The organism is Mycobacteroides sp. CBMA 271, assembly GCF_009729205.1.
Classification (GTDB): Bacteria; Actinomycetota; Actinomycetes; order Mycobacteriales; family Mycobacteriaceae; genus Mycobacterium.
The window spans coordinates 312,852-337,203 of sequence record NZ_VTHB01000003.1 but is presented as its reverse complement, the minus strand read 5'-3'; the positions used below and the strand labels follow the sequence as shown (position 1 = coordinate 337,203).

Annotated in this window: 24 protein-coding genes; 8 read left to right on the top strand and 16 right to left on the bottom strand. The window is 64.3% G+C overall.

Going from position 1 to position 24,352, the window contains the following annotated elements; genetic code table 11:
* From folE to FZI91_RS10360, 4 genes are all read right to left on the bottom strand, one after another.
* Positions 1-576: a GTP cyclohydrolase I gene (gene folE, locus FZI91_RS10375; RefSeq protein ID WP_155938908.1), complete on the bottom strand. Its 576-nt coding sequence runs from the start codon at positions 574-576 to the stop codon at positions 1-3.
* A 75-nt stretch (positions 577-651) separates the two neighbouring features.
* Positions 652-1,596: a prenyltransferase gene (locus tag FZI91_RS10370; protein WP_155938907.1), complete on the bottom strand. Its 945-nt coding sequence runs from the start codon at positions 1,594-1,596 to the stop codon at positions 652-654.
* Between the two features lie 2 nt (positions 1,597-1,598).
* On the bottom strand, positions 1,599-2,612 hold the full coding sequence (locus tag FZI91_RS10365; protein WP_155938906.1) for a polyprenyl synthetase family protein: 1,014 nt from the start codon (positions 2,610-2,612) through the stop codon (positions 1,599-1,601).
* 53 nt (positions 2,613-2,665) lie between these two features.
* Positions 2,666-4,060, bottom strand: coding sequence for a cytochrome P450 (locus FZI91_RS10360; RefSeq protein WP_162525781.1), 1,395 nt, complete (start codon positions 4,058-4,060; stop codon positions 2,666-2,668).
* A 589-nt stretch (positions 4,061-4,649) separates the two neighbouring features.
* On the opposite strand from FZI91_RS10360, the gene corA reads away from it, so the two are divergent.
* The gene (corA, locus tag FZI91_RS10355) at positions 4,650-5,744 is read left to right on the top strand and encodes a magnesium/cobalt transporter CorA (RefSeq protein ID WP_155938904.1); all 1,095 of its coding nucleotides are present in this window, start codon (positions 4,650-4,652) and stop codon (positions 5,742-5,744) included.
* 83 nt (positions 5,745-5,827) lie between these two features.
* Here the strand turns inward: corA and FZI91_RS10350 are convergent, their stop codons facing one another.
* The 6 genes from FZI91_RS10350 to FZI91_RS10325 all read right to left on the bottom strand — a co-directional run bounded on the left by FZI91_RS10350 (position 5,828) and on the right by FZI91_RS10325 (position 11,409).
* Positions 5,828-6,433 (bottom strand): suppressor of fused domain protein, encoded by a 606-nt coding sequence (locus FZI91_RS10350; RefSeq protein ID WP_162525782.1) that lies wholly within the window; start codon positions 6,431-6,433, stop codon positions 5,828-5,830.
* Positions 6,430-7,623 (bottom strand): ABC transporter ATP-binding protein, encoded by a 1,194-nt coding sequence (locus tag FZI91_RS10345; protein WP_155938903.1) that lies wholly within the window; start codon positions 7,621-7,623, stop codon positions 6,430-6,432. The genes FZI91_RS10350 and FZI91_RS10345 overlap by 4 nt, the downstream gene beginning before the upstream one ends.
* Before the next feature lie 2 nt (positions 7,624-7,625).
* The gene (locus FZI91_RS10340) at positions 7,626-8,459 is read right to left on the bottom strand and encodes a carbohydrate ABC transporter permease (RefSeq protein WP_155938902.1); all 834 of its coding nucleotides are present in this window, start codon (positions 8,457-8,459) and stop codon (positions 7,626-7,628) included.
* Positions 8,456-9,346 carry a carbohydrate ABC transporter permease gene (locus FZI91_RS10335; RefSeq protein ID WP_155938901.1) on the bottom strand — a complete coding sequence of 297 codons (891 nt, stop codon included), beginning with the start codon at positions 9,344-9,346 and terminating at the stop codon, positions 8,456-8,458. The genes FZI91_RS10340 and FZI91_RS10335 overlap by 4 nt, the downstream gene beginning before the upstream one ends.
* A complete protein-coding gene (locus FZI91_RS10330; RefSeq protein WP_162525783.1) occupies positions 9,343-10,758 on the bottom strand; it encodes an extracellular solute-binding protein in 1,416 nt (471 codons plus the stop codon). Before FZI91_RS10330 ends, FZI91_RS10335 begins: the two co-directional genes overlap by 4 nt.
* A gap of 186 nt (positions 10,759-10,944) precedes the next feature.
* Positions 10,945-11,409 (bottom strand): general stress protein, encoded by a 465-nt coding sequence (locus FZI91_RS10325; protein WP_155938900.1) that lies wholly within the window; start codon positions 11,407-11,409, stop codon positions 10,945-10,947.
* Between the two features lie 216 nt (positions 11,410-11,625).
* On the opposite strand from FZI91_RS10325, the gene FZI91_RS10320 reads away from it, so the two are divergent.
* Positions 11,626-12,252, top strand: coding sequence for a DUF4190 domain-containing protein (locus FZI91_RS10320; RefSeq protein ID WP_155938899.1), 627 nt, complete (start codon positions 11,626-11,628; stop codon positions 12,250-12,252).
* Here FZI91_RS10320 and FZI91_RS10315 read toward each other — a convergent pair.
* Positions 12,249-13,211 carry a CoA ester lyase gene (locus FZI91_RS10315; RefSeq protein WP_162525785.1) on the bottom strand — a complete coding sequence of 321 codons (963 nt, stop codon included), beginning with the start codon at positions 13,209-13,211 and terminating at the stop codon, positions 12,249-12,251. The two genes, FZI91_RS10320 and FZI91_RS10315, sit on opposite strands and share 4 nt — an antisense overlap.
* Positions 13,212-13,234: 23 nt before the next feature.
* Positions 13,235-14,185 (bottom strand): oxygenase MpaB family protein, encoded by a 951-nt coding sequence (locus FZI91_RS10310; RefSeq protein ID WP_155938898.1) that lies wholly within the window; start codon positions 14,183-14,185, stop codon positions 13,235-13,237.
* 338 nt (positions 14,186-14,523) lie between these two features.
* Here FZI91_RS10310 and FZI91_RS10305 point away from each other — a divergent pair, with 338 nt between their 5' ends.
* Both FZI91_RS10305 and FZI91_RS10300 read left to right on the top strand, forming a co-directional pair.
* The gene (locus FZI91_RS10305) at positions 14,524-15,795 is read left to right on the top strand and encodes a lytic murein transglycosylase (protein WP_162525786.1); all 1,272 of its coding nucleotides are present in this window, start codon (positions 14,524-14,526) and stop codon (positions 15,793-15,795) included.
* Positions 15,796-15,818: 23 nt separating this feature from the next.
* Positions 15,819-16,955 (top strand): Mrp/NBP35 family ATP-binding protein, encoded by a 1,137-nt coding sequence (locus FZI91_RS10300; RefSeq protein WP_309224074.1) that lies wholly within the window; start codon positions 15,819-15,821, stop codon positions 16,953-16,955.
* Between the two features lie 68 nt (positions 16,956-17,023).
* On the opposite strand, the gene tatB is transcribed toward FZI91_RS10300, so the two are convergent.
* The 4 genes from tatB to sigE all read right to left on the bottom strand — a co-directional run bounded on the left by tatB (position 17,024) and on the right by sigE (position 20,225).
* Entirely contained in the window at positions 17,024-17,425 is a 402-nt protein-coding gene (gene tatB / locus FZI91_RS10295) for a Sec-independent protein translocase protein TatB (protein WP_155938897.1), read from the bottom strand.
* Positions 17,425-18,903 (bottom strand): S1C family serine protease, encoded by a 1,479-nt coding sequence (locus FZI91_RS10290; protein WP_162525787.1) that lies wholly within the window; start codon positions 18,901-18,903, stop codon positions 17,425-17,427. The genes tatB and FZI91_RS10290 overlap by 1 nt, the downstream gene beginning before the upstream one ends.
* 9 nt (positions 18,904-18,912) lie before the next feature.
* Positions 18,913-19,350, bottom strand: a complete 438-nt coding sequence (rseA, locus tag FZI91_RS10285) for an anti-sigma E factor RseA (RefSeq protein WP_166548245.1) — start codon at positions 19,348-19,350, stop codon at positions 18,913-18,915.
* 110 nt (positions 19,351-19,460) lie between these two features.
* Positions 19,461-20,225, bottom strand: a complete 765-nt coding sequence (sigE, locus tag FZI91_RS10280; protein WP_155938896.1) for an RNA polymerase sigma factor SigE — start codon at positions 20,223-20,225, stop codon at positions 19,461-19,463.
* 173 nt (positions 20,226-20,398) lie between these two features.
* Between sigE and FZI91_RS10275 the strand changes: the two genes are divergently transcribed.
* The 4 genes from FZI91_RS10275 (at position 20,399) to FZI91_RS10260 (ending at position 24,340) form a co-directional block, all read left to right on the top strand.
* Positions 20,399-21,046, top strand: a complete 648-nt coding sequence (locus FZI91_RS10275; protein ID WP_162525788.1) for an O-methyltransferase — start codon at positions 20,399-20,401, stop codon at positions 21,044-21,046.
* A gap of 128 nt (positions 21,047-21,174) precedes the next feature.
* Positions 21,175-21,819: a TetR/AcrR family transcriptional regulator gene (locus FZI91_RS10270; protein WP_155938895.1), complete on the top strand. Its 645-nt coding sequence runs from the start codon at positions 21,175-21,177 to the stop codon at positions 21,817-21,819.
* Positions 21,816-22,721 (top strand): ABC transporter ATP-binding protein, encoded by a 906-nt coding sequence (locus tag FZI91_RS10265; protein ID WP_162525789.1) that lies wholly within the window; start codon positions 21,816-21,818, stop codon positions 22,719-22,721. Before FZI91_RS10270 ends, FZI91_RS10265 begins: the two co-directional genes overlap by 4 nt.
* Complete coding sequence (locus FZI91_RS10260; RefSeq protein WP_162525790.1) at positions 22,718-24,340, top strand: ABC transporter permease; 1,623 nt, start codon at positions 22,718-22,720, stop codon at positions 24,338-24,340. The genes FZI91_RS10265 and FZI91_RS10260 overlap by 4 nt, the downstream gene beginning before the upstream one ends.
* Positions 24,341-24,352: the final 12 nt, after the last annotated feature.

The following is a 24,352-nucleotide window of genomic DNA, read 5'->3' as shown; positions in this document are numbered from 1 at the left end:
CTACCCCTCACGATTCTTGTTGTGCTCGTCCAGAACCGCGCGTACATCGGGGTGTTCTGGGCGCCATTGCCCGGCAAGTGCGTGCGTGGTGGTCACTGCGTGCGGTTCCATCACCCCACGCATCGCCATGCACCCATGCGTTGCCGTGATGACGCACGCCGCACCCACCGGACGCAATTCCGCTCGCAGCGCTTCGACAACCTGATACCCGATCCGTTCCTGCACCTGCAGACGGCGGGCATATCCATGCAGCACCCGCGCCAACTTGGACAGGCCCACCACTCGATTGCCTGGCTCCGGGCGGTACGCGACCGTGGCATGGCCGGTGATCGGCAGCAGATGATGTGCGCACGTGGACACCAATCGGATACCAGCCACAATGACCAGACCCGGATCATCGGGCGCCTCGAACTGACGCCGCAGGTGCACGGCCGGGTCCTCCTCATAGCCGGTAAGGGCCTCCCGCCACGCTCTGGCCACTCGGGACGGCGTCTCGCGGGTGTGCTCCCCCTCATCAACCCCCGCGGCCACCAGAAAGTCCGCAATGGCAAGTTCCGCCTTGTCCATATCAATCATCGGCTGCTCTTTCGTAGGATTCGACACACCAGTCAGCTCAGGAACACTCGTCGGTACGCGCAAGAGGTCGCCTCTCTACCTGCTGAGCAGCACATGCATCGCCGGGAGCAGCGTGGACCAAGCCAGAACAGGTGCGTACAGCGGTAAATACCTTGTGTACAAACGGACTACGGCAACCCCTTCTAAGACCGGCTTGCCACGTACCCGCTGCAGGATGCTGACGTTCACCAGCGCGGCGGCGCATACCGTGGCCGCGTAGAGGGCGAGAGTCCATGAGGGGCCGGCGAGTTGCCATGCGCCCCAACCCATCAGGCCGCCGCCGACGAATAGAAACGTGATCCCCACGGCGAAAGAACGCTCAAGTCCGAGCGCCCGCACGCTGGTGCGCACTCCAAACTGCTCGTCCTCGGGGATGTCCTCGGCAGTCTTGGCGATCATGATCCCGTTGAGGGTCAGTCCCATACCGAAGATCGCGACCACCGCGGTCCATTCCACCGGATATGGCAGCGAACGCATGATGAGCAATCCCGGGACTAACGTCAGCGTGGCGTTGAGCGCAACGATCTGCCATAAGCCACGGCCCTTGAGTCGCAACGGAGGTAACGAATACTGCGCGCCGAAGAACAATGCAACCAGCCCGACTGCCAACAGATCCCAGTGACGGGTTGCGAACACCACGTACGTCCCGAGCGCGACGCCCAACGCGGTCGTGCCCATGATCTCGTATCTGATACGGCTCTCCCCCAGGCACTGAACCGCATCGGCCTGCCCCGACTTATGGGCCGCGTCCTGTTCCCGATCGGCCAGGCAGTTCACCATGTTGCAGACCCACTCGCCCTGGATCACGGCGAGCACCGCCGCGAGGAATGGCAGCGTGAACAGGTCCCGCCACGACTGGGCGGCCAGAAATGCGGCTACCAAGACCGTCGCTAAAGTGCTGGAAAGGAATTCGGGCCTGCGGATACGCACGGAGTGCCGCCACGACGCTTCGGCACGCTGGCGCCCGGAAAGTTCGACCATGGCTATGCCGCCCGTGTGACGGTGTGATCGATCAGGTTCGCAAAGGCGGCCCTGGCCGGCACCGACGGCAACGAGCTCAGATCGGCCTGGGCAAGACAGGCCAGTCCGGCCAGTTTCTGCCGAGCGAGTTCCACCCCATGCGCGTCGTGAATAAGGAAAAGGGCTTCTTCCATTAACCGTTCATCGCGGATAGGACCAGTGAGCAGCTCACGCAGCCGCCTGCCCGCCGGCCCCTCGTCGTAGGTCGCGTACAGGATCGGCAGCGTGATGACGCCCTCCCGAAGATCGGCGCCGGGAGTCTTCCCTGAGTGCTCGAACGCGGATGAGACGTCGATGATGTCGTCCACAATCTGGAACATCGTTCCGAGCCGCATGCCGAAGCTCTCGATACGATCGACGTGCACTTCTTGCGCGCCGGCGAGTTGGGCGCCGAGGTGACCCGACGCGGCGATCAACGACCCGGTCTTGCACTCGATCGTCCGGAGGTAGTGGGCCTCGACACCGGCGGGATCGTCAGTTCCCAGCGTCTCCTGCATCTGCCCGGTGACGAGCTCGGCGAAGGTGGTTGCGATCACGTGCATCGCCCGCGACCCGAGAGTCGCCGCGATACGCAAGGCATGACCAATCAGGTAGTCGCCCGCAAGGATGGCAATCTTATTGCCCCACACCATGTTCGCCGCGGCGCTCCCGCGTCGCGCGGTAGCCTCGTCCATCACATCGTCGTGGTACAACGTGGCGAGGTGCGCCAACTCGATCATCGTCGCGGCCAGCAGCACACTCTCGTCCTGCGGTCGCGGACCGAACTGCGCGGCAAGCAATGCGAACAGGGGGCGGAAGCGCTTGCCGCCGGCCTTCGCCAGATACGTCGTGGCGGCAACCACCCGCTCGTCCCGGTCACCGAGTTCCTCGGCGAAGCGCCGCTCGACATCGGCCAGACTCTGTTGAAGCGATTCCGCCAATTCAGCGTCGATCACATTCACCCCACCGATGACGGTGGTGGGTGTCGCGACAGTCATGGGGCGCCTTTCATGTCAAATTCGTTGGGGTTGTTGGTTTTCCGGTGACATCGCTATCGCTCGCTGACGATCATGCGCATCCCATATCTGGGACGAAGAGTGAACTTGGCCTCTGCCTCCACCGGATGCGTCGGATCGTGTTCAAACCGAAATCGCTGAGCGATGACGGCCAGGATCAATTGCGCCTCCATCAGCGCGAAGTGTTTCCCGATGCAAATCCGAGGACCAGCTCCGAATGGGAGGTAGGCGCGATGGGGCGCTTCTCTGGGTTTGTCACCCTCGAATCTGTGCGGGTCGAACGTGTCCGGATCGGCCCAGCGCTTCCCGTCATGCCCGATGTTGACGACGTTGATAAGCAGTCGGGCGCCCTTGGGGATTCGGTAAGGACCGAGGACCGTATCCCGAAGCACCAACCGCGGAATGATCGGCGCAGACGGGTAGATCCGCAAGGCCTCGCTGACGACCTGCAAGGTATAGGCGAGTTCAGGCAAGTCCGCGTACGTCGGGAGACGGCCGGCGAGCACACGATCCAACTCCGCTTCGAGTTCGGCCCTGACTCCGTGATTCAAGGAGAGAAGATAGAAGATCCAGGTGAGTGTTTGCGCGGTGCTCTCATGCCCCGCGGCGAAAGTGGTGATCACCTCATCGCGAATCTCAGCGTCCGAGAGTGATTCACCGGTATCGGCGTCCTTGGCGGCTAGCAGCATGTCGAGCAGATCTCCCCGGTCTCCGGGGTTCTCCCGACGGTCCCGGACCAGGCCATGGATAAAGTCGTCAAACGCCCGCATCAGTTCCCGGAACCTGCGATTGGTCGCGCTCGGCCACCACACTGGAGGGCTGAACGGGTTCTGCTGCCGATTGAAGGCATAGGTCATCACTTCGTCGACAGCATCGGGTGTAACGGCAAGTTCCGCATCGGCGGCCTTGAGCCCAAACATGCACCGTGACACCACATCAAGAGTCGTCCGGGTCATGATCGGGTGGATGTCAACCGCTCCGGCGGCGCGTCCAGCGACAGACAGATCGCCAAGTGCCTCCGCGGCCGCGGCAGTCATCGTGTCGCACATCCCCGCGATATGACTCCTGGCATACATCGGCTGCATCATCCGGCGATTGCGTTTCCACCGGTCGTGATCGGCGATGGACAGCAGGCCCTCACCAACAAGCAATCGCACTGGGCTCGTCTTTCCCAACTTGCCGTAGACCGCCGTATCTGTCAGCACCTCGGTGGCGAGCGTGTAGTCCGATACGCAGTACACGCCGATGGGACCCAGCCGGTAGCGCACCACGCCCCCATGGAGATCCCATCCACGTTTGGTGGCCTTGAGGATGTCTTTCCGGAATGCCGGGATGCTCCCCAGGAGCACCTCTCTGTCCGCCAAGGGAGCCGCACATGGATAGCTGTGATTGTGCCGCGAATGCCCGTATTGGCACACGGAATCCGTCATTTGCCATCCCATCTTCGGCGACGTGTCCGGCGCAACGTATCAAGTCACCATCGGTAACCAGATCCGGTTTAACACAGAGTTAACATTTCTGAATTTGGCGTCTAAAAATTCCCCTGCTTAGGCCCGGAAGCCTCGTACGGCTAGCCGCTCGCGCGAGAACCAGCGCGGCAGGACGCGCATAAGCGACTATATACGCGCTGTTCAATAGCCATTTCACTCTTCAGCCGACAGTTGGTTGACCCTTTTGCCCGCGAGACTCAAAACAGCCAGTTCGCATCTCGCAGAAGACGATTGGATTGGTTACCGGTGTTATCAGACTTTGCTGAATGTGTGAGAAAGTCGACAGATTCCCACACACGTGGCGACGTCCGCCCACCCGGTGAGTCCAGTTCTAACTTCCTTGAAAGAACCCGGTTTCCAGTTTGCTAGATACTTGAGTCTTGATACCGCGCTCACATTCGCCGCGCGGCACACCGCCATCTCCGACATGGCCGCAACGGGCTTAGGTCAGCCCCTCCCAGGACCACGAGCTACCATCTCGCAGAACGGTTCCGGAGAACGATTGGTTTGCGAGCAGGGAGCCCACATCATGGCGCGATTTCCGTCGGTCAATCCGTCGTCGTTGCGTTCGCCCATCCGCAGTCGCGAACCGCTGACGGACGCCAAACGGATCCCGGTTCCCCTGGCCCGCGCCATCGTCGACTGCGGCGTCTACGTCGACGGCGTCCGGCTGCCCGGCAAGTACACCCCGACCGCCGCGTTGGAGAAGGTGCGCTCGCTGGATCGCGGGTTTGTCTGGGTGGGGCTACACGAACCCGACGAACATCAGATGGAAGCCGTCGCTGGGCCGTTCGGCCTGCACCGACTGGCCGTCGAAGACGCGGTGCACGCACACAACCGGCCCAAGTTGGAGCGGTACGACGACACCTTGTTCCTGGTCCTCAAGACCGTCAATTACGTTGAACACGAATCAATTTCGACGGCCCGCGAGATCGTCGAGACCGGCGAGATCATGATCTTCGTCGGCGGCGACTTCGTGGTGACGGTACGCCACGGCGACCACAGCGGGCTGGCGAAAGTGCGCGCGCAGATGGACGCCGACCCCGACCACATGCGGTTGGGCCCCTATGCCGTCATGCATGCCATCGCCGATCGTGTCGTCGACTCCTACCTCGAGGTTTCCGATTTGGTGGAGGACGATATCGACTCCATGGAAGAGAACGTGTTCTCTCCGCGGTCGGCCACCGACATCGAACACATCTACATGCTCAAGCGCGAGGTGGTCGAGCTGCGTCGGGCGATCAGTCCGCTCTCGGTCGCCCTGAGCAAGCTGACGCAGGATCACAATGATCTCATCACCAAGGAAGTCCGCCGGTATCTGCGTGACGTGCTGGATCACCAGACCCATGCCGCCGACCAGATTTCGAGCTACGACGAGATGCTGACCTCCCTGGTGAATGCCGCCGTCGGCAAGGTGGCCATGCAGCAGAACACCGATATGCGCAAGATCAGCGCCTGGGTCGCCATCGTGTCCGTCCCCACCATGATCGCCGGGATCTACGGCATGAACTTCGATTTCATGCCCGAGCTACATCAGCCGTGGGGTTATCCGGTGGTGTTGTTGGTCATGGTGAGCGCCTGCACGTTCGTGTACCGGACACTGCGGCGCAACCGCTGGCTGTAGCTTCCCCTCTCAACGGCCGAGTGTGCGGATTGTGTTGACAATCCCACGAAAACCGACGTAAACCGCACGCTCGAGCGGACCTGTCAGGACGGCTGGGCGTGGGCGCGCGCCGGGTCCAAAATGTCGATTCCGGCCTGCCGCCAAGCATCACGCAGCGCATCGGCTCCCTTGAGCCGGACCCAGGCGGCCTCATTGGCAGTGATAGGCGCCGCCGCAATAAGGCGCACGGGTGAGAGCGGTTCCGGCAGAGCGAAATCCGGGATATCGCTACTCTGCAACAATACGGCGGTGAACGCCTGCCGTTGCGGGTCGTCCCATAACGGCTCACCCAGATCGACGAGCGCATCCTCGGTGAGCACCAGCCCTTCCACCGCGGGCGACGCGGCCAGTACCGCAAGAGATCGGGCCAGGCCGGGAAACACGCTGCCTCGCAGGCTGATCAGCACCTCAGCCCGCGGGCCGAGATCCTCGGAGGCCAGCATCTCCGTCGGATCCGTCATGGGATATCGGGCAGCCCCAAGGGACACGAAATGCGACAGTCCGGCGTCATCAGGGCCGTAGCGCAGCAGCTCATATGGTTCGGATCCCAGAAACGTGACGGAGGCTGAATCAGGCTCCCCCGCACCGAGACCCGCGAAATGACCGGCCAGGTGCGCACGCACCCCGCGGACGATATCGTCAGAATTCACTCGCCGGCAGTGTCATTGACGGAGAGGGAGAGGTTCTCCCCCGACTCCGCGTCGAAAATCACCAGCTTGCCGGTATCAATGATCAACTCGATGGGCCGACCCTCGACGACCTTCGATGCCGCGGAAAGCCGTGCCACGAATTCGTTCTCGCTGCCCCCGGACGACCCTGCCTCCTGAGCGAGTTCAGTCAGCTCATCCGAATGGGCCGCCCCACCCTCGGTGGTGAAGTGCACGAATTTGTCCGAGCCCAGCGACTCCACCACATCGGCGTTGACCGTGAGTGTCAACCCGGTGATCCGCTTGTAGGTGTCCACCAGGGTGGCGTCCTCGAACTGCTCGGGGCGGATGCCCACGATCACATCGCCAGACTGTTTCTTGGCGGTGATGCCCGCGTACACCTGGGCGTCTAGCGTCACCTCGCCGAAGGGAAGCTGCACACCGACATCGGTAAGGGTCGCCGGGAAGAAGTTCATGGCCGGAGATCCGATGAAGCCGGCCACGAACAGGTTGGTCGGAGTGTCATACAGCTCCTGAGGCGCACCGATCTGCTGCACCTTTCCGGCCCGCAGCACCACCACCCGATCCCCGAGGGTCATTGCCTCGGTCTGATCATGCGTGACGTAGACGGTGGTGGTGCCCAATCGCTTTTGCAGACGCGCGATCTCGGTGCGCATCTGCACCCGCAGCTTGGCATCGAGGTTGGACAGCGGCTCGTCCATCAGAAACGCCTTGGGACTGCGGACGATCGCGCGGCCCATCGCCACCCGCTGCCGTTGTCCGCCGGAGAGGTTGGCAGGTTTGCGATCCAGATAGTCGGTCAGATCCAGGATCTTCGCGGCCTCTTCGACCTTGGCATTGACGTCGGCCTTGCTCATCTTGGCCAGAGTGAGTGGGAAGGCAATGTTCTGTCGCACCGTCATGTGCGGGTACAACGCGTAAGACTGGAACACCATCGCGATATCGCGGTCCTTGGGCGCCTTCTCGTTGACCCGCTCGCCGGCGATGCTGAGCTCCCCGGAGGAGATGTCCTCAAGTCCGGCAATCATGTTCAGCGTCGTGGACTTACCGCACCCGGATGGCCCGACGAGGATGATGAACTCGCCGTCAGCGATGCTCAGGCTGACGTCCTGTACCGCCGCGGAACCGTCCGCGTACGTCTTGGACACCCGATCGAGCACTATCTCAGCCATCGCTAACCCTTCACCGCACCGGAGGTCAATCCGGCGACGATACGTCGTTGGAATATCAGCACAAAGATGATGATCGGCACCGTGATGACGATGGCGCCCGCGGCAATCGATCCGGTGGGCTCCTCGAACTGCGAACTGCCGGTGAAGTTTGCGATGGCCACCGGCGCGGTGATCGACCGGTCCGTGGCCGTCAGCGAGATCGCCAGCAGTAGGTCGTTCCACGCGAAGATGAACACCAGAATCGCGGAGGTGACAATGCCCGGTGTGGCCAACGGGGCGATCACCTTCCAGAACGCCTGCGCCGGAGTGGCGCCGTCCATCTTGGCGGCCTTCTCCAATTCCCACGGGATCTCACGGAAGAACGCGGACAGCGTGTAGATGGCCAGCGGCAGCGCGAAGGTGATGTACGGGATGATTAGGCCCGGCCACGTGTCGAACAGCCCCACCGAGCGTTCGATGTTGAAAATCGGTGTCACCAGCGAGATCTGCGGGAACATCGCAATGAGCAGGGCGGCGCCGACGAGCGCCTTCTTTCCCGGAAAGTCCAGGCGCGCCACCGCATAAGCCGCCATGGTGCCCACACCCACGGCGATCACCGTCGCGATAAGCCCGATGCCGATGGAGTTCACCAGCGCCGATGTGAAGACATTGCCGCTGAAGATGCCCCGGTAGTTGTCCAGGGTCACCGGCCACGGAATGAATTTGCCGTCCTTGACTGTCGAGGTGGGCTTGAGCGAAAGACTGAGCACCCACAGCACCGGCACCAGTGCGTAACACAGCACCAGTACGTCGGCGATCACCCATCCCGCAACCCGGCGGGGATTCGCGGCGGTCATCGGTTTTCCCCACCATCAGCCGTGGGCGCCGAGGCACCGAAACCCTTGATGAAGATGAACGCAATGAGGGCCACGCACAGGAAGATCAGGACGCTGATCGCCGAGCCAAGTCCGACGTTGAACGCCTTGAACAAGTTGTCGTACCCCAAGATCGATACCGACCCTGTGTTGTTACTACCACCGGTGAGCACGTAAATGTTGTCGAAGATGCGGAAGGCGTCCAAGGTGCGAAACAGCAGTGCCACCAGAATCGCGGGTTTCATGATCGGGAGGGTGACGCGGATCAGCCTGTTCCAACCGCTGGCGCCATCGACCTGGGCCGCCTTCAACAAATCGTCGGGCACCAACGCCAGTCCGGCCAGTAACAGCAGCGCCATGAACGGGGTGGTCTTCCACACCTCGGCCAGGATGACAACCGCCAGTGACGGGATCTGTTGTGTCAGCGGCGCACTGCCCGAGGGCAGCAGATTCGCCAGGTATCCGGTGCCGGGCGTCCACGCGTAGTACCAGCTGTACGAGGCTGCCACCGTGACGATTCCGTACGGGATCAACACGGCGGTGCGGATCACGCCCTTACCGAAGATGGTCCGATGCATCACCAGTGCGAGGGCCAGGCCCAGCGCGAACTCGATGACCACCGAAATCACGGTGATTACCAGCGTCACGACCAAGGCGCTCCACCAATACCTGTCGGTCAGCACCGTGACGTAGTTGTCGAACCACACGAACTGGCGATCCTGTGGACTGGCGAGGCTGTACTTCTGCACGCTCAGCCACACCGCGTAGCAGATGGGGTAGGCGGTGACCGCGATCATCAAGATTGCGGCCGGCGCAATGAGCAGCAGGCCCAGCCTGCGCTCGGACTTCTTACCCTCGGAAACTGTCATGGAATCAGCCCCCGTCCGTCGACGGCCTTCTGCACCTGATCGGTGAGCAGGTCGGCGGTGCGCTCGGGATCGATCGCGGTGATCGGAGCCAGCACGGCCGAGACCCGCGTCGAGATGGCTTGGTAGTAAGGCGACGCCGGACGCACCGCGGCGTTGGCCAGCTGCTCACGAATGATGGCGTACGCGGGGTACTTGGCCTGGAACTCGGGATCGTCGTACAGCGAGGAGTCCACGGCGGGCAATCCGCCCTCGATGGCCGTCGCCTTCTGATTCTCCCGACTGCGCAAGCAGTTCAGCGCCTCGAAAGCCTGTGCCTTGTACCGCGTGGTCTTAGCGACCGCAATGTTCAGTCCACCAATGGTGACCCTGGCAGGCCGCCCCGCCACCACGGCCGGATAGGGGGCGAAACCGAGCGCGGCACCGGTCGCCTCATACGCGGCGGTGAACTGCTCATCGCTCGGCGTGAACCTGCCCGCATCGCCGATCGCACCGGTCAGGTCCGGGCGTCGGTCCAGTCGCAGGAAGGGCACCCCGCCCTTGATGGCGTTCTCCATCATGCTGGCCATGACGAACGGCCAGTTGACCTCGAACGCCGCATCGCCCCGTTCGAGCGCCAAACGCGCTGTGCCCTCATCGGTCTGGGTGATCGAAGGGTCGGCACCATCGGCGGTCGCAATCGATTTGATGATCCGCAACGCAGTGACGGTCGCGGCACGGTGCTCCGGAGTGTCGGTCAGCGTGACGGTCTTACCGTCATCGGCCAGGACGGAGCCACCGGCGCTGGTCAGCAGGGTGTTGAACAGCACTACCAGGCCCTCGTACTGCTTGCCCTGTAGCGCAATCCAACTGGGTCCGCCCGAACGCGCAAGTCCTTCCGCCTCCTGCACAGTCTGATCCCACGTCGCCGGCGGCTCCGGTATCAGATCCTTGCGGTACCAGAGCAGTTGCGTGTTGGTGCTCAACGGGGCGGCGTACAGCTTGTCCTTCCACCGGGCACTCGCCAACGGACCGGCCAGGGTGTCACGCTGCGCGTTGGACTCGGTCACGCCCGCCGGGTCATCGGAAAGCGGCAGCGCCCAACCTGCTTCGGCGAACTCCGCGGTCCACACCACGTCCATGCCCATCAGGTCCAACGTGCGATCATTGCCGGTCAATCGCCGGGCCAGCTGCAACCGCTGCTCGTCGGCCCGCTTCGGCAGGCTTACCTGCCTGATGGTGAACCGGCCACCCAATTGCGCATTGCATCGCTGCGCGGCAGCCGTAAAGGTTCCGGCCTCGCTGGCCGGTGTGTAGAAACGGATGACGATGTCGTCGTCCGAGCGGGCACATCCCGTCAGCGCGGCCAGCGTCAGGCAAGTAACGCCCAGCGCCACACCCTTACGTCGGAACCATCCGGCCGACGACTCCAGCACGACCGCCTCCTGGTCCGTTGACGTGCCTGGCACACCTGCGTGCGAGCACGACGGGCGTCATCGTCCCGCGCGGCAACCGTAGAGCTAAAACCAGGTGACATGCAACACGTTCGGTGCGTGCGTCGCACTGTCGAGCGCCTCGGCAACATCGCAGGCCAGCGCCATACGGCCCCGAACCGCTGCGGACTAGATAGCTAGCTTGGCCAACATGTCGCGCGCGGCCTCGGCCTGCGCCGGCTCGCACAGCACGTCGTACCGTCCGGCAACCAGCTGCATGGTCGATGCGAAATCCCTTGTACCCCTTGTCATCGCGTAGGGCACGGCGGCGGTGACCAATCCGAACACCAACCCGACCGTGAGCCCCACGACGAGCGAGCCGGCCAGATTTGTGCTGAACATCCCCAGTACCAGGCCGATGAACAGCCCCAGCCACGCTCCGCTGAGCATGCCCCCACCGAGCACCTTGGGCCAGGACAAGCGGCCGGTCACCCGCTCGACCTGCATCAGGTTCACGCCGACGATCGTGACGTTCTCGACCGGGAATTGCTGATCCGACAGGTAGTCAACGGCGCGCTGAGCCTCGGCGTACGTCGGGTACGAACCGATGGGCCAGCCCTGCGGTGGTGTCGGCAACGACATTGCGGAAGACAACCCTGATCGCTGTGACGTCGAGCGAGTTGGTTGCCCGGGTGTGAGCGGTTGTCCCACGAGTTCAGTCCTCCTGGAGAAGTTGATGATGCACGGTGACGCTCGAGCTAGCACTTATTTAACGCCGGACGGCACCCAATGGTGCCCCTTTGGCCGCTACCTGCGACTTTCGGCTCGGCGACGCGGCCAGGAACAGCCTAGATGCGCTAGGTTGGCGCCATGACTTCCCCGGGCGGCGACCACCCCGAGACAGGCTCCGGATCCGACGCCTCGTCGGGGTACGAGTATCCGTCCCTGGAGCGGTCCACGCCGCCTGCCGATGCCGCCTCCTCGGCCAACCCGGTGCCGCCGAATCTCCCTCCCGCGTGGGAGACGCCAGGAGCTCCTCCGATCTACCCCGCGTATCCGACGGCACCTCCCACATATCCGACGGCTCCTCCGTCGTATCCCCAATACGGCCAGGGCTATCCCTCGTACCCACCGGGACAACAGGGCGCCTACCCCCCGCCGCAGGGATACCCCGTTGCTGGCGGCTATCCGGGATATCCAGCGCCCGGCTACGCCGATCCCTACGGGTACAGCGGATACGGGCAGACGAGCGGCACCAACGGGCTGGCCATCGCATCGCTCGTCGCATCGATCCTGGGCATCTTCACCTGCGGCCTCGGATCCATTGCCGGCGTCATCATGGGCTTCATCGCACTGGGCCAGCTCAAGACCTCACAACAGGAGGGCAAGGGGCTGGCCATCACGGGCATCGTCATCGGCGCCGCACTCATACTGTTCTGGCTGCTGATCATGGTCATCGGCATTTCCAACAGCGGCGACACCTCGGGCTCCTTCTAGCCCGTCGGCGGTGCGAACGGGGGCGCCTGCCGCGCCAGCCCCGCGGCACGCCCCTTGCCCGCGATCACCAGCGCCATCTTTCGGCTGGCCTCGTCGATCATCTCGTCACCGAGCATCACCGCACCGCGTGCACCGCCAGCCACCGACGTGTGCCACTCATAGGCGTCGAGAATGAGCTCAGCCCTGTCGTAGTCCTCCTGACGTGGGCTGAAGATCTCGTTACCGGCCTCGACCTGTGCGGGGTGCAGCACCCATTTCCCGTCGAAACCCAGTGCGGCCGAACGGTTCGCCGCCACCCGGAACGCGTCGACATCGCGCACCTTGAGATAGGGACCGTCGATGGCGTCGATTCCGTGGGCACGAGCGGACACCAGGATCGTCATCAGCACGTGGTGATACGCCTCGCCGTCGTAGCCGGGTGGCTGCTCCCCGACCACCAGCGTGCGCATGCCAAGGCTGGCCATGAAGTCGGCGGGACCGAACACCAACGACTGCACGCGCGGGCTGGCGGATGCGATGGCATCGATGTTGGTGAGGCCCTCGGCATTCTCGATCTGCGCTTGGATACCGATCGCGCCCACCTCGAGTCCGTGCGAGCGCTCGACCTGAGTCAGCAGCAGATCCAGCGCCGTCACATGTGAGGCGTCCACAACCTTGGGCAGCAGAATGTTGTCGATGTGGGCTCCTGCTTGAGAGACCACGTCCACCACATCGCCATAGGTCCATTCGGTGGACCAGTCGTTGACACGCACCGAGCGCAGCTGCCCCGACCATCCGGGCGCGTTCAGGGCGTCCGCAATGCGCTGACGCGCCTCTAGTTTCGCGGGGGCCGCGACCGCATCCTCCAGGTCGAGAAAGATCTCGTCCGCGGGAAGGGTTTTCGCCTTGTCGATCATCTTCTGGCTGCTGCCGGGAACGGCCAGCGTGGTCCGACGTGGACGGTACAGGCGATAGGTCACAGCTAGCCAGAGTAAGCGCCGCCCTAGGCGGTGGCTCGCCTCCCGTAACGCTCCTTCCCTTCGGCCGGCGTCACGGTCACGGGCCGCAGCGGGGTCTTGGCCTTGTGGAAGTCGCGCAGCGTTGTCGCTGTCATCGGCAGTCTCGCGAACCGGGCAATCGAATCCTCGACCGTCGGAACGCTGGCGATGGCCATCGCGGCCGATACCAACGGCCGGTAAACCAGGTCGACAATTCCGGGCTGATCGAATTGCCCCAGCTCCCGCATCCAGCGTGGCAGCGTCGTAATCGTCGCCGGAGCCATCAGTCGGCTAGCCGCCCAAAACCTCGTATTGCTGCTCGAGCGGGGAGTGCGCAGCAGGTAATGCATGGCCGCCTGCGCCCGTTCCGAGGTGCACAGCTTGGGGCGCATCTCGGCGAAGTACTGGCGTACCTCGTCGCGGGATCGCGGCACGTCGGCCGGGTTGACGGTCTGCAGCTCGGCGGCAACCACGCACTCGGACCAGTAGCGGTTCTCCTCGGCCTGGCTCAACGGCCCGGCACCAAACATCTCGTAGCACTTGAGGACCGAGTGCCAACCGGTCACATGAATCCAGAGCTGCGAGGCGGGATCGTTGGCGCTGTACCGGGTCCCGGTGACGGGGTCGATGCCCTTGGCGCGCGCGTGCACCTTCTGCAGGTGCTCGGAGGCCTCCACGGCGGTCCGTGAATCGGCCGTCGCGACGATGAGGAAGTAGGCGAGGGTCCCGTCCATCCGTCCGCGCGGATCACGGTAGATACCCGCCGTATCGGCGACGGCCGCGGCCAGGTGCGGGTCGAAATGCTCCAGGACCACCGAGCGCTGAAACCCAATCAATGCGGTAGGGCTGGTCCACACCTTCCATGTCGGAGAGTCGGGCCCGAAGAAGCCGTAATCCTCGCGGGGGCGGTCCGAACCAAGTTCCCAATGGACGGCAACGTCTGGTGAAGCGGTCATGCTGCAACGCTATCAACTCATTATGTTTACGTCCAGACACTGACCGTAAGTCAGTTTAATGGCATTGGCCCGCCGGAGATAGCCACTCGCCCATTTTCCGCCGCACGCCGCGGACCGAACCCGCCATACTCAGCCCGGATTCGACGGAGACCCGAGATTCGTTGGGGTTTGCCCGTTTTGCAACCCGACCGTCACCGCGCCGGTATGGTTGCTCCGGTTCACATCGGTCACACCCGTCACGGGCGCATAGGTCAGAATTTGGGCCATAATGGCGGCCGACGGATGACCCCGATGTACGGCAGGGGCCCGAGAAATAGGGGCCCAGAGGAAGGGACCGAGTGGAGCTTCCGAGTTGGATTGCGGCATCGGTGAACCATGCCCGCGATGCGGTCCACCGCGTCACCAACGCCCCCGTGCCCTGGCTTCGGGTCGGCGGGCTCGGCGCCCTGGTGATCGTCGGCTCGGCCGTGGCCGCCAGCAGCGCACAGGTCAGCGGTCAGGCCGTCGTGCCCGTCCCGGTTCCGATGGCCTCCGCGGCCGTGGCGCAAACGGCTGAAACTGGACCACTGAATCTGGTGACCGTGAACCGCCCGCCGATGCAATACCGCGTCGCACCGAGCGCTGCGGTCGCACCGCCACCGCCGGGACTTGCGATGGCCCCTGGGGGCCTCGGCATCCCGAAGATCGCCCTGGACGCCTATCAGAACGCCGAAAAGATGATGGCCAAGGCCGCGCCGGGCTGCGGGGTCAGCTGGAATCTGCTGGCAGGCATCGGCCGGATCGAATCGGGCCACGCCAACAACGGCGCCACCGATATCAAGGGCCGCGTGGTCCGCCCCATCTACGGCCCGAGTCTCGACGGCACCCTCCCGGGCAACGAGGTCATCGTCGACCACGAGCAGAGCCGCACCCAGGGCTCGCGGGTGTTCGTCCGCGCCATGGGACCTATGCAGTTCCTGCCGAGTACCTGGAACCACTACGCCTCCGACGGCGACGGTGACGGCAAGGCCGACCCGCAGAACATCTTCGACGCCAGCCTCGCCGCGGCTCGCTACTTATGCAGCGGCGGATTAAATTTGCGGGATCACTCGCAGGTGATGTCGTCCATCCTGCGCTACAACAACTCGGTGGCCTATGCGCAGAACGTGCTCGCCTGGGCGGCCGGTTACGCCACCGGGGTCATCCCGCTCAACCTGCCGGCCCTGACCGCCGCCGATGTCTCACCCGATCGCAAAGCCCACCTCGGCGATGGCGAGTCCCGCGGCCTCGGGCCGGGCTCGGCCACCGATGTCGCCAGCCTCTCCCCCGAAGACCCGCTGGCTCAGCTACGGCTCGGCAATCCGCTGACACCCGTCGTGGGGCCTCCAGGAGTCGTTGCCCCGGCCCCCGAGGCACCCCCGTCGAACTGCATGTTCTTCTGCGCGCCGCCAGCGCCGGCCGAGCCTGTCGCACCGATGGCGCCGCCGCCCCCGGCCGAACCCTTCAACCCGTTCGCGCCGGCTCCGCAGCCGTTCAATCCGTTCGCCCCGCCGCCACCGCCGGTGGAGCTCGGACCGGCACCGGGGCCTGCCCCCGGACCCGCGCCTGCACCGGCAGCGCCAAAGCCCTGATCGGCACGCCCTAGACTCGGGTAGTGACATCCGAGCTCACCACGGCCGTGCGCAGCGCACTCGCCGGGGTTATCGACCCCGAACTTCGCCGTCCCATCACGGAACTGGGGATGGTCAAGAACATCACGTTCGACGACGCCCACAATGTCGAGATCGGGATCTACCTCACGACCTCCGCGTGTCCGAAGAAGACCGAGATCTCCGAGCGCGTCACCCAGGCCGCTGCCGACGTCGACGGCGTCGGCACCGTGCGGGTGCAGCTCGACGTCATGAACGACGAGCAGCGCACCGAGTTGCGCAAGCAGCTGCGCGGCGATAGCCCCGAGCCGGTCATCCCGTTCGCCCAGCCGGGCTCGCTGACCCGCGTGTATGCGGTGGCATCCGGCAAGGGCGGCGTCGGAAAGTCCAGTGTCACCGTCAACCTCGCGGCGGCAATGGCAGCCAAGGGCCTGTCCGTCGGGTTGCTCGATGCCGACATCTACGGCCACTCGGTGCCGCGCATGATGGGTACTTCGGACCGCCCCACTCAGGTGGAGCGGATGATTCTGCCGCCGGTGGCCCATGACGTGAAGGTCATCTCGATCGCGCAGTTCACCCAGGGCAACACCCCGGTGGTGTGGCGCGGGCCGATGCTGCACCGGGCCCTGCAGCAGTTCCTGGCCGACGTGTTCTGGGGAGATCTGGACGTACTGCTGCTGGATCTGCCGCCGGGCACCGGAGACGTGGCGATCTCGGTGGCGCAGCTCATTCCGGGTGCCGAGATCCTGGTTGTGACAACGCCGCAGCAGGCCGCCGCCGAGGTGGCCGAGCGGGCGGGCGCGATCGCGACCCAAACCCGTCAGCGCATCGTCGGCGTAGTCGAGAACATGTCCTGGCTGGTCTTGCCCGACGGTTCCCGCATGGAGGTCTTCGGGTCCGGTGGCGGCGAGGCGGTCGCCGAGAGTCTGACCCGGCTAGTGGGTACGAATGTGCCGCTACTCGGCCAGATCCCGCTCGACCCCGCGGTGCGTGAGGGTGGCGACGACGGGCTGCCGATCGTGCTCAGCCAGCCGGATTCGGCTGCGGGCCAAGCCCTTCGGACAGTGGCGGACAGACTCTCGACACGCAGCCGCGGACTGGCGGGCATGTCGTTGAACATCGACACCGCCCGGCGGAACTAAGTCACCGAGTGTGCGCCTACACACACATTTCGGCATTTTTCGCTGCGTGAGCGCACTCTCGGCGCAAACTACGTCGCGTCGGCGTCGAAACGTGTCGGGCCCGGCTGCTTGAGCTCGGGGTTCACAACCGGCGTGGGTGCCGGCTCCGACACTGCCTTCCGCACATCATCGAGCGGCCTGGTCAACGAATCGAGCACCGAATCATCGCCGTCCAGAAGGTGTTTGGTGATAACAGCGCGTGGCGTCATGCCGCGCAGCTTCTGCAGCTCGGCGAGCGGCTTGCGCACATCGTCGAATTCCGGGCCCAGCTCTTCGCGCAGGGAAGCCGTCGCACCGGTCGCATAATCGCGCGCCTTGCGCAGCGATTCGGTGGTCCAACGGATAGCCCCGGGCAACCGCTCCGGGCCAAGCACCACAAGCCCAACGACCAGCAGAACTAAGAGCTCGCCCCAGCCGATACTGCCGAACATCAGGGGGTGTCGGGGCCGGGAGTGACTTTGAGCTCGACCGGGCGACCCTGGCGCAGCACCGTGATGGTGGCTTCCTGCCCAATCTTCAACTGCCGCACCGCGACCGCGAACTCGTCTCCATCGGCCACGGTTCGGTTACCGACCTTCACGACCACGTCGTTCTCGAGCATGCCGCCCTTCTCCGCGGGGCTGCCGGCCTTGACGTTCGCCACCTCGGCGCCCGTCGCGGTCGCGTTACTGACCGTGCGAGCGCTGATACCCAACGTCGCATGCACAACCTTGCCGTCGCGGATCAGTGTCTGCGCGACCTCGGCCGCTTCATTGATCGGGATCGCAAAGCCGAGACCACTTGAGCTGTCGCTCAACGATTTTCCGGCGGTGTTGATGCCGATCACCTGGGACTTCATGTCGATGAGCGGACCACCCGAGTTGCCGTGGTTGATAGCGGCATCCGTCTGCAGCGCGTCGATCACCGTGTCGGTGTCACTACCCTCACCCGACAGCGGCACCGGGCGGTGCAATGCACTGATGATGCCACTGGTCACGGTGCTACGCAGACCCAGCGGGGAACCGAACGCGATAACCTCGGCGCCCACCTCGACCTTGTCGGAATCACCCAACCGCGCCACCGTCAAGTTATCGACGTTGTCCACCTTCAACACCGCAATGTCGGTCTTCGGGTCCCGTCCTACGAGGTTGGCGGGCACCTTCTTGCTGTCGTTGAAGATGACTTCGATCTTGAACTTGCCGGGGTTCTTGGCAGCATCGGAGATGACGTGGTTGTTGGTGACGACATAGCCCTTGGGATCGATGACGACTCCCGAGCCCTGGGCCACCTCATCATCCGAGCTGGCCTCGATGGTCACCACTGCACCCTTGACCGCATTGGCGACCGCGGTGAAGCGAGACACATCGGGCTGCGTGCTGTCATCAGTTGTCAGCGTGACCTTCGAGGTGGTGAAGGCCTGAACCACCTCGGCCGTTTTACGGCCGATGATGCCGCCGAGCAGGCCGATCAGCAGCGCAATCACCGCAAGGACCGCGAGCGCGGTTACCGAAACCCGACCACCGAACAGGACTTCGCGCACACCCAACTTCGGGGCCGGCGCACCGGAGACTGCGACCGGCGCCTTGGCGACGGCGGGCGTACCGAGCCCGACCTGTGCGGTCGGGTCGCGCCACGGATCCTCGGCGGCATCCGGGCCCTCGTCAACGGCGTTGAGCTTGCCGGCGTCTGCGGGATGGCGTTGCAACGAAGTATTGGAGTTATCCGGCCGTGAAAAAGCCTGCGCCAACACCGGGTCGGGCGGCCCGACCTTCGGCGTGTACTCCCCCTGGTCGCGGTACTTGTCCAGCCCCTGGAACGAACCGTCTACCCCCGAAGGACGACCGAACGCCCGCTGCGAAGCGGGATCAACGGCCGGCCGGTCAACCGGGCGCGGCGCCAACCGCTGCGCGGTGTCCTGATTTGCGGTCACCGGCCTACCCTACCGGCGCTTACGGCGTGCGCGGCTATCTGGCCGCACCGCGTCATCGCCAAATGCTGACGGCAAGTCGCCGTCAGGTGCGGACGACGACGCCGCCTCATGCGGGATGTGCGGAATCTGGCTGAGCAACCCAAGCAACGAACCCGGCACCCGGATCGTCCCGGAATCGCGCAGAGCGCTGCGTGCTTGGCGCTGGGCGTCGATTTCCAGTACGCATTCCGGGCACATCGACAGGTGGTGTGCCGCCCGCAGGTGCGCGCTCATCCGCAGCTCGCCGTCGACGAACGCCGCTATCGCCTCGGTCGACAGATGTTCGGTGGACCCGAACTGTCGTGGAGCGCCCACCGGAGCCTCACTCTGCGAGGCGAAGGGCGACGGCAGTCGCGAAAACGAAGAGAAGCTCGAGAACGCCCGGCGGAACGAACCACCATCCACCACGGCGACGCTCCCTTCCATCCGGATCGGCCGGCGGACTCGTCCCGACCTACCTCGAATGTAGCGCGCGAATGTACTCATTGCGTACCAACCTGCACCAATGGTGTCGCGTGCTATTCGGCAACCGCGAGCGCGGTCGCCGAACGTGCGGCCAGGTACTCACGGATTGCCTGCCGGCCGCGGTGGATGCGGCTACGGACCGTACCAAGCTTCACGTCCAACGTGGCGCCGATTTCCTCATAGGACAAACCTTCGATATCGCACAGCACCACGGCGGCACGGAACTCCGGCGCGAGCGAGTCCAGCGCGGCCTGCAGGTCGGCGCCCAGCTGGGCGTCGTGGTAGATCTGCTCCGGGTCCGGGTCGGTTGCCGGGACGCGGTCGTAGTCCTCAGGCAAGGCCTCCATGCGAATGCGTCCACGGCGGCGCACCATGTCGAGGAACAAATTGGTGGTGATGCGGTGCAGCCATCCCTCAAACGTGCCGGGCTGGTAGTTCTGCAGCGAGCGGAAAACCCTGATGAAGGTGTCCTGCGTCAGGTCCTCGGCATCCTGCTGGTTGCCGGCGAGACGGTAGGCCAGGCGGTACACGCGGTCGGCATGCTCACGAACCAGTTCATCCCAGGACGGCATTGCAGCCTGGTCTCCGGTGGCATCGAATACTGCGGTCCCGGACAGCTCATCGGGATCGGCGACCTCAACAAAGTCGCTGTATTCGGCTGGCTCGCTGATGCGCGTAAGCGAAATCGCGTGTTCCTCCTGTTCGACGGTGGCGGTCTCGATGCTGAGACTGTCAGCTCGCTCAACCCGGATGCCATCGCTGTTATTCCCAGCTTGGCGCGGGGCACTCCGGCTGTGGTTCAAGGTCGATCGCGACATGTACTGACCCTCTACCACCGAGGTGTGGGGCACTTATGAGCAAACTTAACTCTTCCTGAGAATGCGGTCTCGATCCGATCTCACCAGGGGATCCGCAGCAAGAAAACCCGCCGATCGGTCGGGAGTTCGGCGTGTCGCAGGACAGATCCACTCCCGCTCGACAGGATCGAATCGTGACCACCAGCGCAGATCGATCCCCCGTCGAGGCGATGGTCAGCCACGCCGAGGGCGCCATTTCCGAAGATGACATTGTTGCCGGCGCCCGTGAACGCGCCGTTGACCTGGGCGCGGACCCGGTAACCCCCGCGGTGGGCGCCCTGCTGAGTGTGTTCGCGCGACTGTCCGGCGGCAAGGCCGTCGTCGAGGTCGGCACCGGCGCGGGAGTCAGCGGACTGTGGCTGCTTTCAGGAATGCGCGAAGACGGCGTACTGACCACCATTGACCTGGAGCCTGAGCACCAGCGCAGCGCCAAGCAGGCGTTCTCGGAAGCATCCATCGCACCCTCGCGCACCCGGCTGATCGGCGGACGCGCCCAAGAGGTGCTGCCACGGCTAGCCGACGAGTCCTACGACCTGCTCGTGATCGATGCCGCGCCGGCCGATCAGCCCGAATTCCTGGCCGGCGGAATTCGACTGCTGCGTCCGGGCGGGGCTGTCGTCATCCACGGAGCGTCCGCCGGTGGGCGCGCCGGAGATCCTTCGGCCAACGATCCCGATGTGATCGGAGTCCGTGAGGCGGCCCGCATCATCGCCGATGACGGCCGGTTTACTGCGGTGCTGATTCCTCTGGGCGGTGGCCTGCTCGCCGCCACCCGCGACTAGTTCTCCGCGGTCACCACCCCGCCGAGTGTGAGCGCTACTGCTCACATTCGGCGTTTTTATCGCCCTGGCACTCACACTCGGCGCGGGATGCTTGACGCTCGACTGAACGCCCGTTTAGTCTACTAAACATGCGTTCAGTCGAGGACCTCACCGCCGCCGCCCGGATCCGCGATGCCGCTATCAGGCTGTGGGGCGAGCAAGGGTTCGGTGCCAGCGTGCGGGCCATCGCCGATGCGGCCGGGGTTAGTCCCGGGTTGGTGATCCACCATTACGGATCCAAGGACGGCCTGCGGGAGGCCGTGGACCAGTACCTTCTGGAGTACATCCGCTCGGAGAAATCGCGGACCATCACCTCCAATGACCCCAGGGTCTGGCTCGATGCCCTCGACGAGATCGAATCGTTCGCGCCGATGGTCAGGTACCTGCTGCACAGCGTGCGGTCGGGCGGGGAACCGGGACGCGCATTCCTCCAGCGTTCCATCGCCGACGCCGAGCAATACCTCGAAGACGGGATACGCGCCGGCACCATCAAGCCGAGCCGGAACCCCAAGGGCCGGGCGCTGTGGTTGTCATTGAACGGCCTGGGCGCGCTGACCATCTACGTACAGATGCACCCCGACGAAGACCTGCGCACGGTATTGCGTCGTTACTCCGATGAACTGATCTTCCCCGCAATCGAGATCTACACCGAAGGCCTGTTGACCGACTCCACCATGCTCGATGCCTTTGCCGCACAACAGAAAGACTCTGCCAACGAAGGAGATACGAAGTGACGTTCCCGAACCATGCGGTCGAAATTCGCGGCCTGACGAAGTCTTTCGGCAAGACCAAGGCCCTCGACGGGCTCGATCTGTCTGTCGCGCACGGTGAGGTGGCTGGGTTCCTCGGGCCCAACGGCGCGGGAAAATCCACCACCATCCGGGTGCTTCTCGGGCTGCTGCGCGCCGATGCCGGCACCGTGCAGCTTCTCGGCGGCGACCCGTGGGTCGACGCGGTGGATCTGCATCGACTCATCGCGTACGTCCCCGGCGACGTCACGTTGTGGCCGAATCTCACCGGCGGGCAGGCGATCGACTTCCTTACCAGAATGCGTGGCGCCGCGCATATTTCACCGCCACGGCGCGACGAGCTCATTGAGCGTTTCGAACTCGACCCGTCCAAGAAGGCACGCACCTATTCCAAGGGGAACAGGCAGAAGGTCGCACTCATTGCCGCGTTCTGCTCCGATGCCGAGCTATTTATCCTCGACGAGCCGACATCGGGACTAGATCCCTTGATGGAGACGGTGTTCCAGCAGTGCGTGGCCGAGGTGGCCGCGCGCGGCTGTGCGGTACTGCTATCCAGCCACATCCTGGCCGAGGTGGAAAAGCTGTGCCACCGAGTCACCATCGTGCGAGACGGGCGTACGGTGCTCTCCGGCTCGCTGGCCGAGCTGCGCCACGTGATGCGGACATCGGTCACGGTCCGCACCCTGGCCAGTCCCTCAGGGCTCAAGTCCATTCCACAGTTGCGGGACCTCACTATCGGCGGCAATCGAGCCTCCTTCACGGTGGAGCGCAGCGACCTGGACCGCACCATGGAACAACTGGCAAGCCTCGGGATTATCGACCTCGCGGTGGCGCCGGCGTCGCTGGAAGAACTCTTCATGCGCGAGTATCAGGGCGTGAACCAGTGACGACCGACTACGCGACCCTCCCCATCCGACATCCGATTTCGGACGGCACCCCGAGGCATCCGTTGACCGGCCTCGGCACCTTGATCGCGCTGGCGCTACGCCGCGACAGATTCCGGATCTGTATGTGGGTGGGCTGGCTGACCCTGCTGATGACGTACACCCCGCTGGCGTTCAAGTCGATGTATCCGACGAGCACCGAACGCATGGCGCGGGTCACCATGATGAAGACGCCCGCCGGAATCATCATGGGCGGACCAAACTTTGGGATCAACGAGACCGATATCGGCGTCATGGTGGCCAGCGAGCTGATGACCGTCATGATCGCCGCAGCCGCCATCATGTCCATCCTGACGGTCATCCGGCACACCCGCGCCGAGGAGGAATCCGGCGCTGCCGAGCTGGTGATGTCGGCGGTGGTCGGGCACCAGACACGCACCTACGCGGCGCTCATCGTGGTGGGCCTGATGAATGCGGTCCTGGCCGTCGCGATGACGCTCGCGTTGTCCGCGGCCGGGTTCGATGTCGCCGACAGCCTCGGGATCAGTTTCGGAATCACCGGAGCCTCCATGATTTTCGCCGGGATATCAGCCGTCACATCGCAGCTGTGGCGTACCTCCCGAGCTGCCAGTGGCGTCGCCATGGCGGCTCTAGCAGCATCGGTCGTGGTTCGTGGACTCGGCGACATCATCGACAACAAGGGCAGCGCCTTGAGCTGGTTCTCCCCGTTGGCCTGGGCCCAGCAGATGCGGCCGTTCGTCGATCTGCGCTGGTGGCCCTTCCTGCTGCTGGTGGGCACCACGCTCGCCCTGATATTGACCGCGCATGTGCTCGAGGGGCATCGCCAGTACGACGCGGGGGTGCTGCCCTCGCGGGGCGAGAACCCCAATGCCCTCACGATCAGGTCGGTATTTGGGCTTAACCTGCAACTGCAACGTGGGCTGCTGGCGGGCTGGGGTATCGGAGTCTTCCTGGGCGGGATGGCATTCGGCTCGATGGCCAAGAGTCTGCGGGATTCGATCGACACCAACCCGCTGCTGGCCCGCGCCTTCAAGGCCCACGGGCTCGACAGCATCTTCGCCACCTTCAACCAGGTGCTCGCCATCGCGGTCACCGCGTACGTGGTGTCGGCGATCGTGAAGCTCACCAAGGACGAACAGTCGGGTATCGCCGAGGCCGTGCTGGCGCGCGCGGTATCACGCTGGAACTGGCTGCTATCCGCGGTGGGAGTGACGGCGCTGGGCAGTGTGCTGCTCATGGTGATCGCCGGTGTGGGCGGTGGGCTGGGCGCAGCCGCCGCACTGCACAACCCGGAATTGGTGTGGCGCCTCACGCTCGCCGGGCTGGCACAGATTCCGGCACTGTTGGTCATCAGCGGCATTGCGGCCGTCGCGGTTGCGGTGCGGCAGACCTGGATTGGCTGGCTGACGGTGGCGCTCTCCGTGGGCATGCTCTACGCCGGGATACTGCAGCTCCCGGCCTGGATGGTGAAGCTATCTCCTGTCATGCGCGTCAGCGCGCCCGTCGAGTATCCGTGGTTCACCATGTTCGTCCTGGTGGTTATCGGTGCCGGGCTCATTGCCGCTGCCGGCAACATCTACCGCCGTCGAGATGCAATCTGAGAAGGGAAGATC

Excerpts from the sequence above, each read along its gene's own strand:
- sigE (WP_155938896.1), bottom strand. The coding sequence starts at position 20,225 with ATGTCGCGATCGACCTTGAACCACAGCCGGAGTGCCCCGCGCCAAGCT.
- folE (WP_155938908.1), bottom strand. The coding sequence starts at position 576 with ATGATTGATATGGACAAGGCGGAACTTGCCATTGCGGACTTTCTGGTG.
- FZI91_RS10345 (WP_155938903.1), bottom strand. The coding sequence starts at position 7,623 with ATGGCTGAGATAGTGCTCGATCGGGTGTCCAAGACGTACGCGGACGGT.
- FZI91_RS10360 (WP_162525781.1), bottom strand. The coding sequence starts at position 4,060 with ATGACGGATTCCGTGTGCCAATACGGGCATTCGCGGCACAATCACAGC.
- FZI91_RS10335 (WP_155938901.1), bottom strand. The coding sequence starts at position 9,346 with ATGACAGTTTCCGAGGGTAAGAAGTCCGAGCGCAGGCTGGGCCTGCTG.
- FZI91_RS10365 (WP_155938906.1), bottom strand. The coding sequence starts at position 2,612 with ATGACTGTCGCGACACCCACCACCGTCATCGGTGGGGTGAATGTGATC.
- corA (WP_155938904.1), top strand. The coding sequence starts at position 4,650 with ATGGCGCGATTTCCGTCGGTCAATCCGTCGTCGTTGCGTTCGCCCATC.
- FZI91_RS10370 (WP_155938907.1), bottom strand. The coding sequence starts at position 1,596 with ATGGTCGAACTTTCCGGGCGCCAGCGTGCCGAAGCGTCGTGGCGGCAC.
- tatB (WP_155938897.1), bottom strand. The coding sequence starts at position 17,425 with ATGTTCGGCAGTATCGGCTGGGGCGAGCTCTTAGTTCTGCTGGTCGTT.
- FZI91_RS10270 (WP_155938895.1), top strand. The coding sequence starts at position 21,175 with ATGCGTTCAGTCGAGGACCTCACCGCCGCCGCCCGGATCCGCGATGCC.
- FZI91_RS10310 (WP_155938898.1), bottom strand. The coding sequence starts at position 14,185 with ATGACCGCTTCACCAGACGTTGCCGTCCATTGGGAACTTGGTTCGGAC.
- FZI91_RS10340 (WP_155938902.1), bottom strand. The coding sequence starts at position 8,459 with ATGACCGCCGCGAATCCCCGCCGGGTTGCGGGATGGGTGATCGCCGAC.
- FZI91_RS10320 (WP_155938899.1), top strand. The coding sequence starts at position 11,626 with ATGACTTCCCCGGGCGGCGACCACCCCGAGACAGGCTCCGGATCCGAC.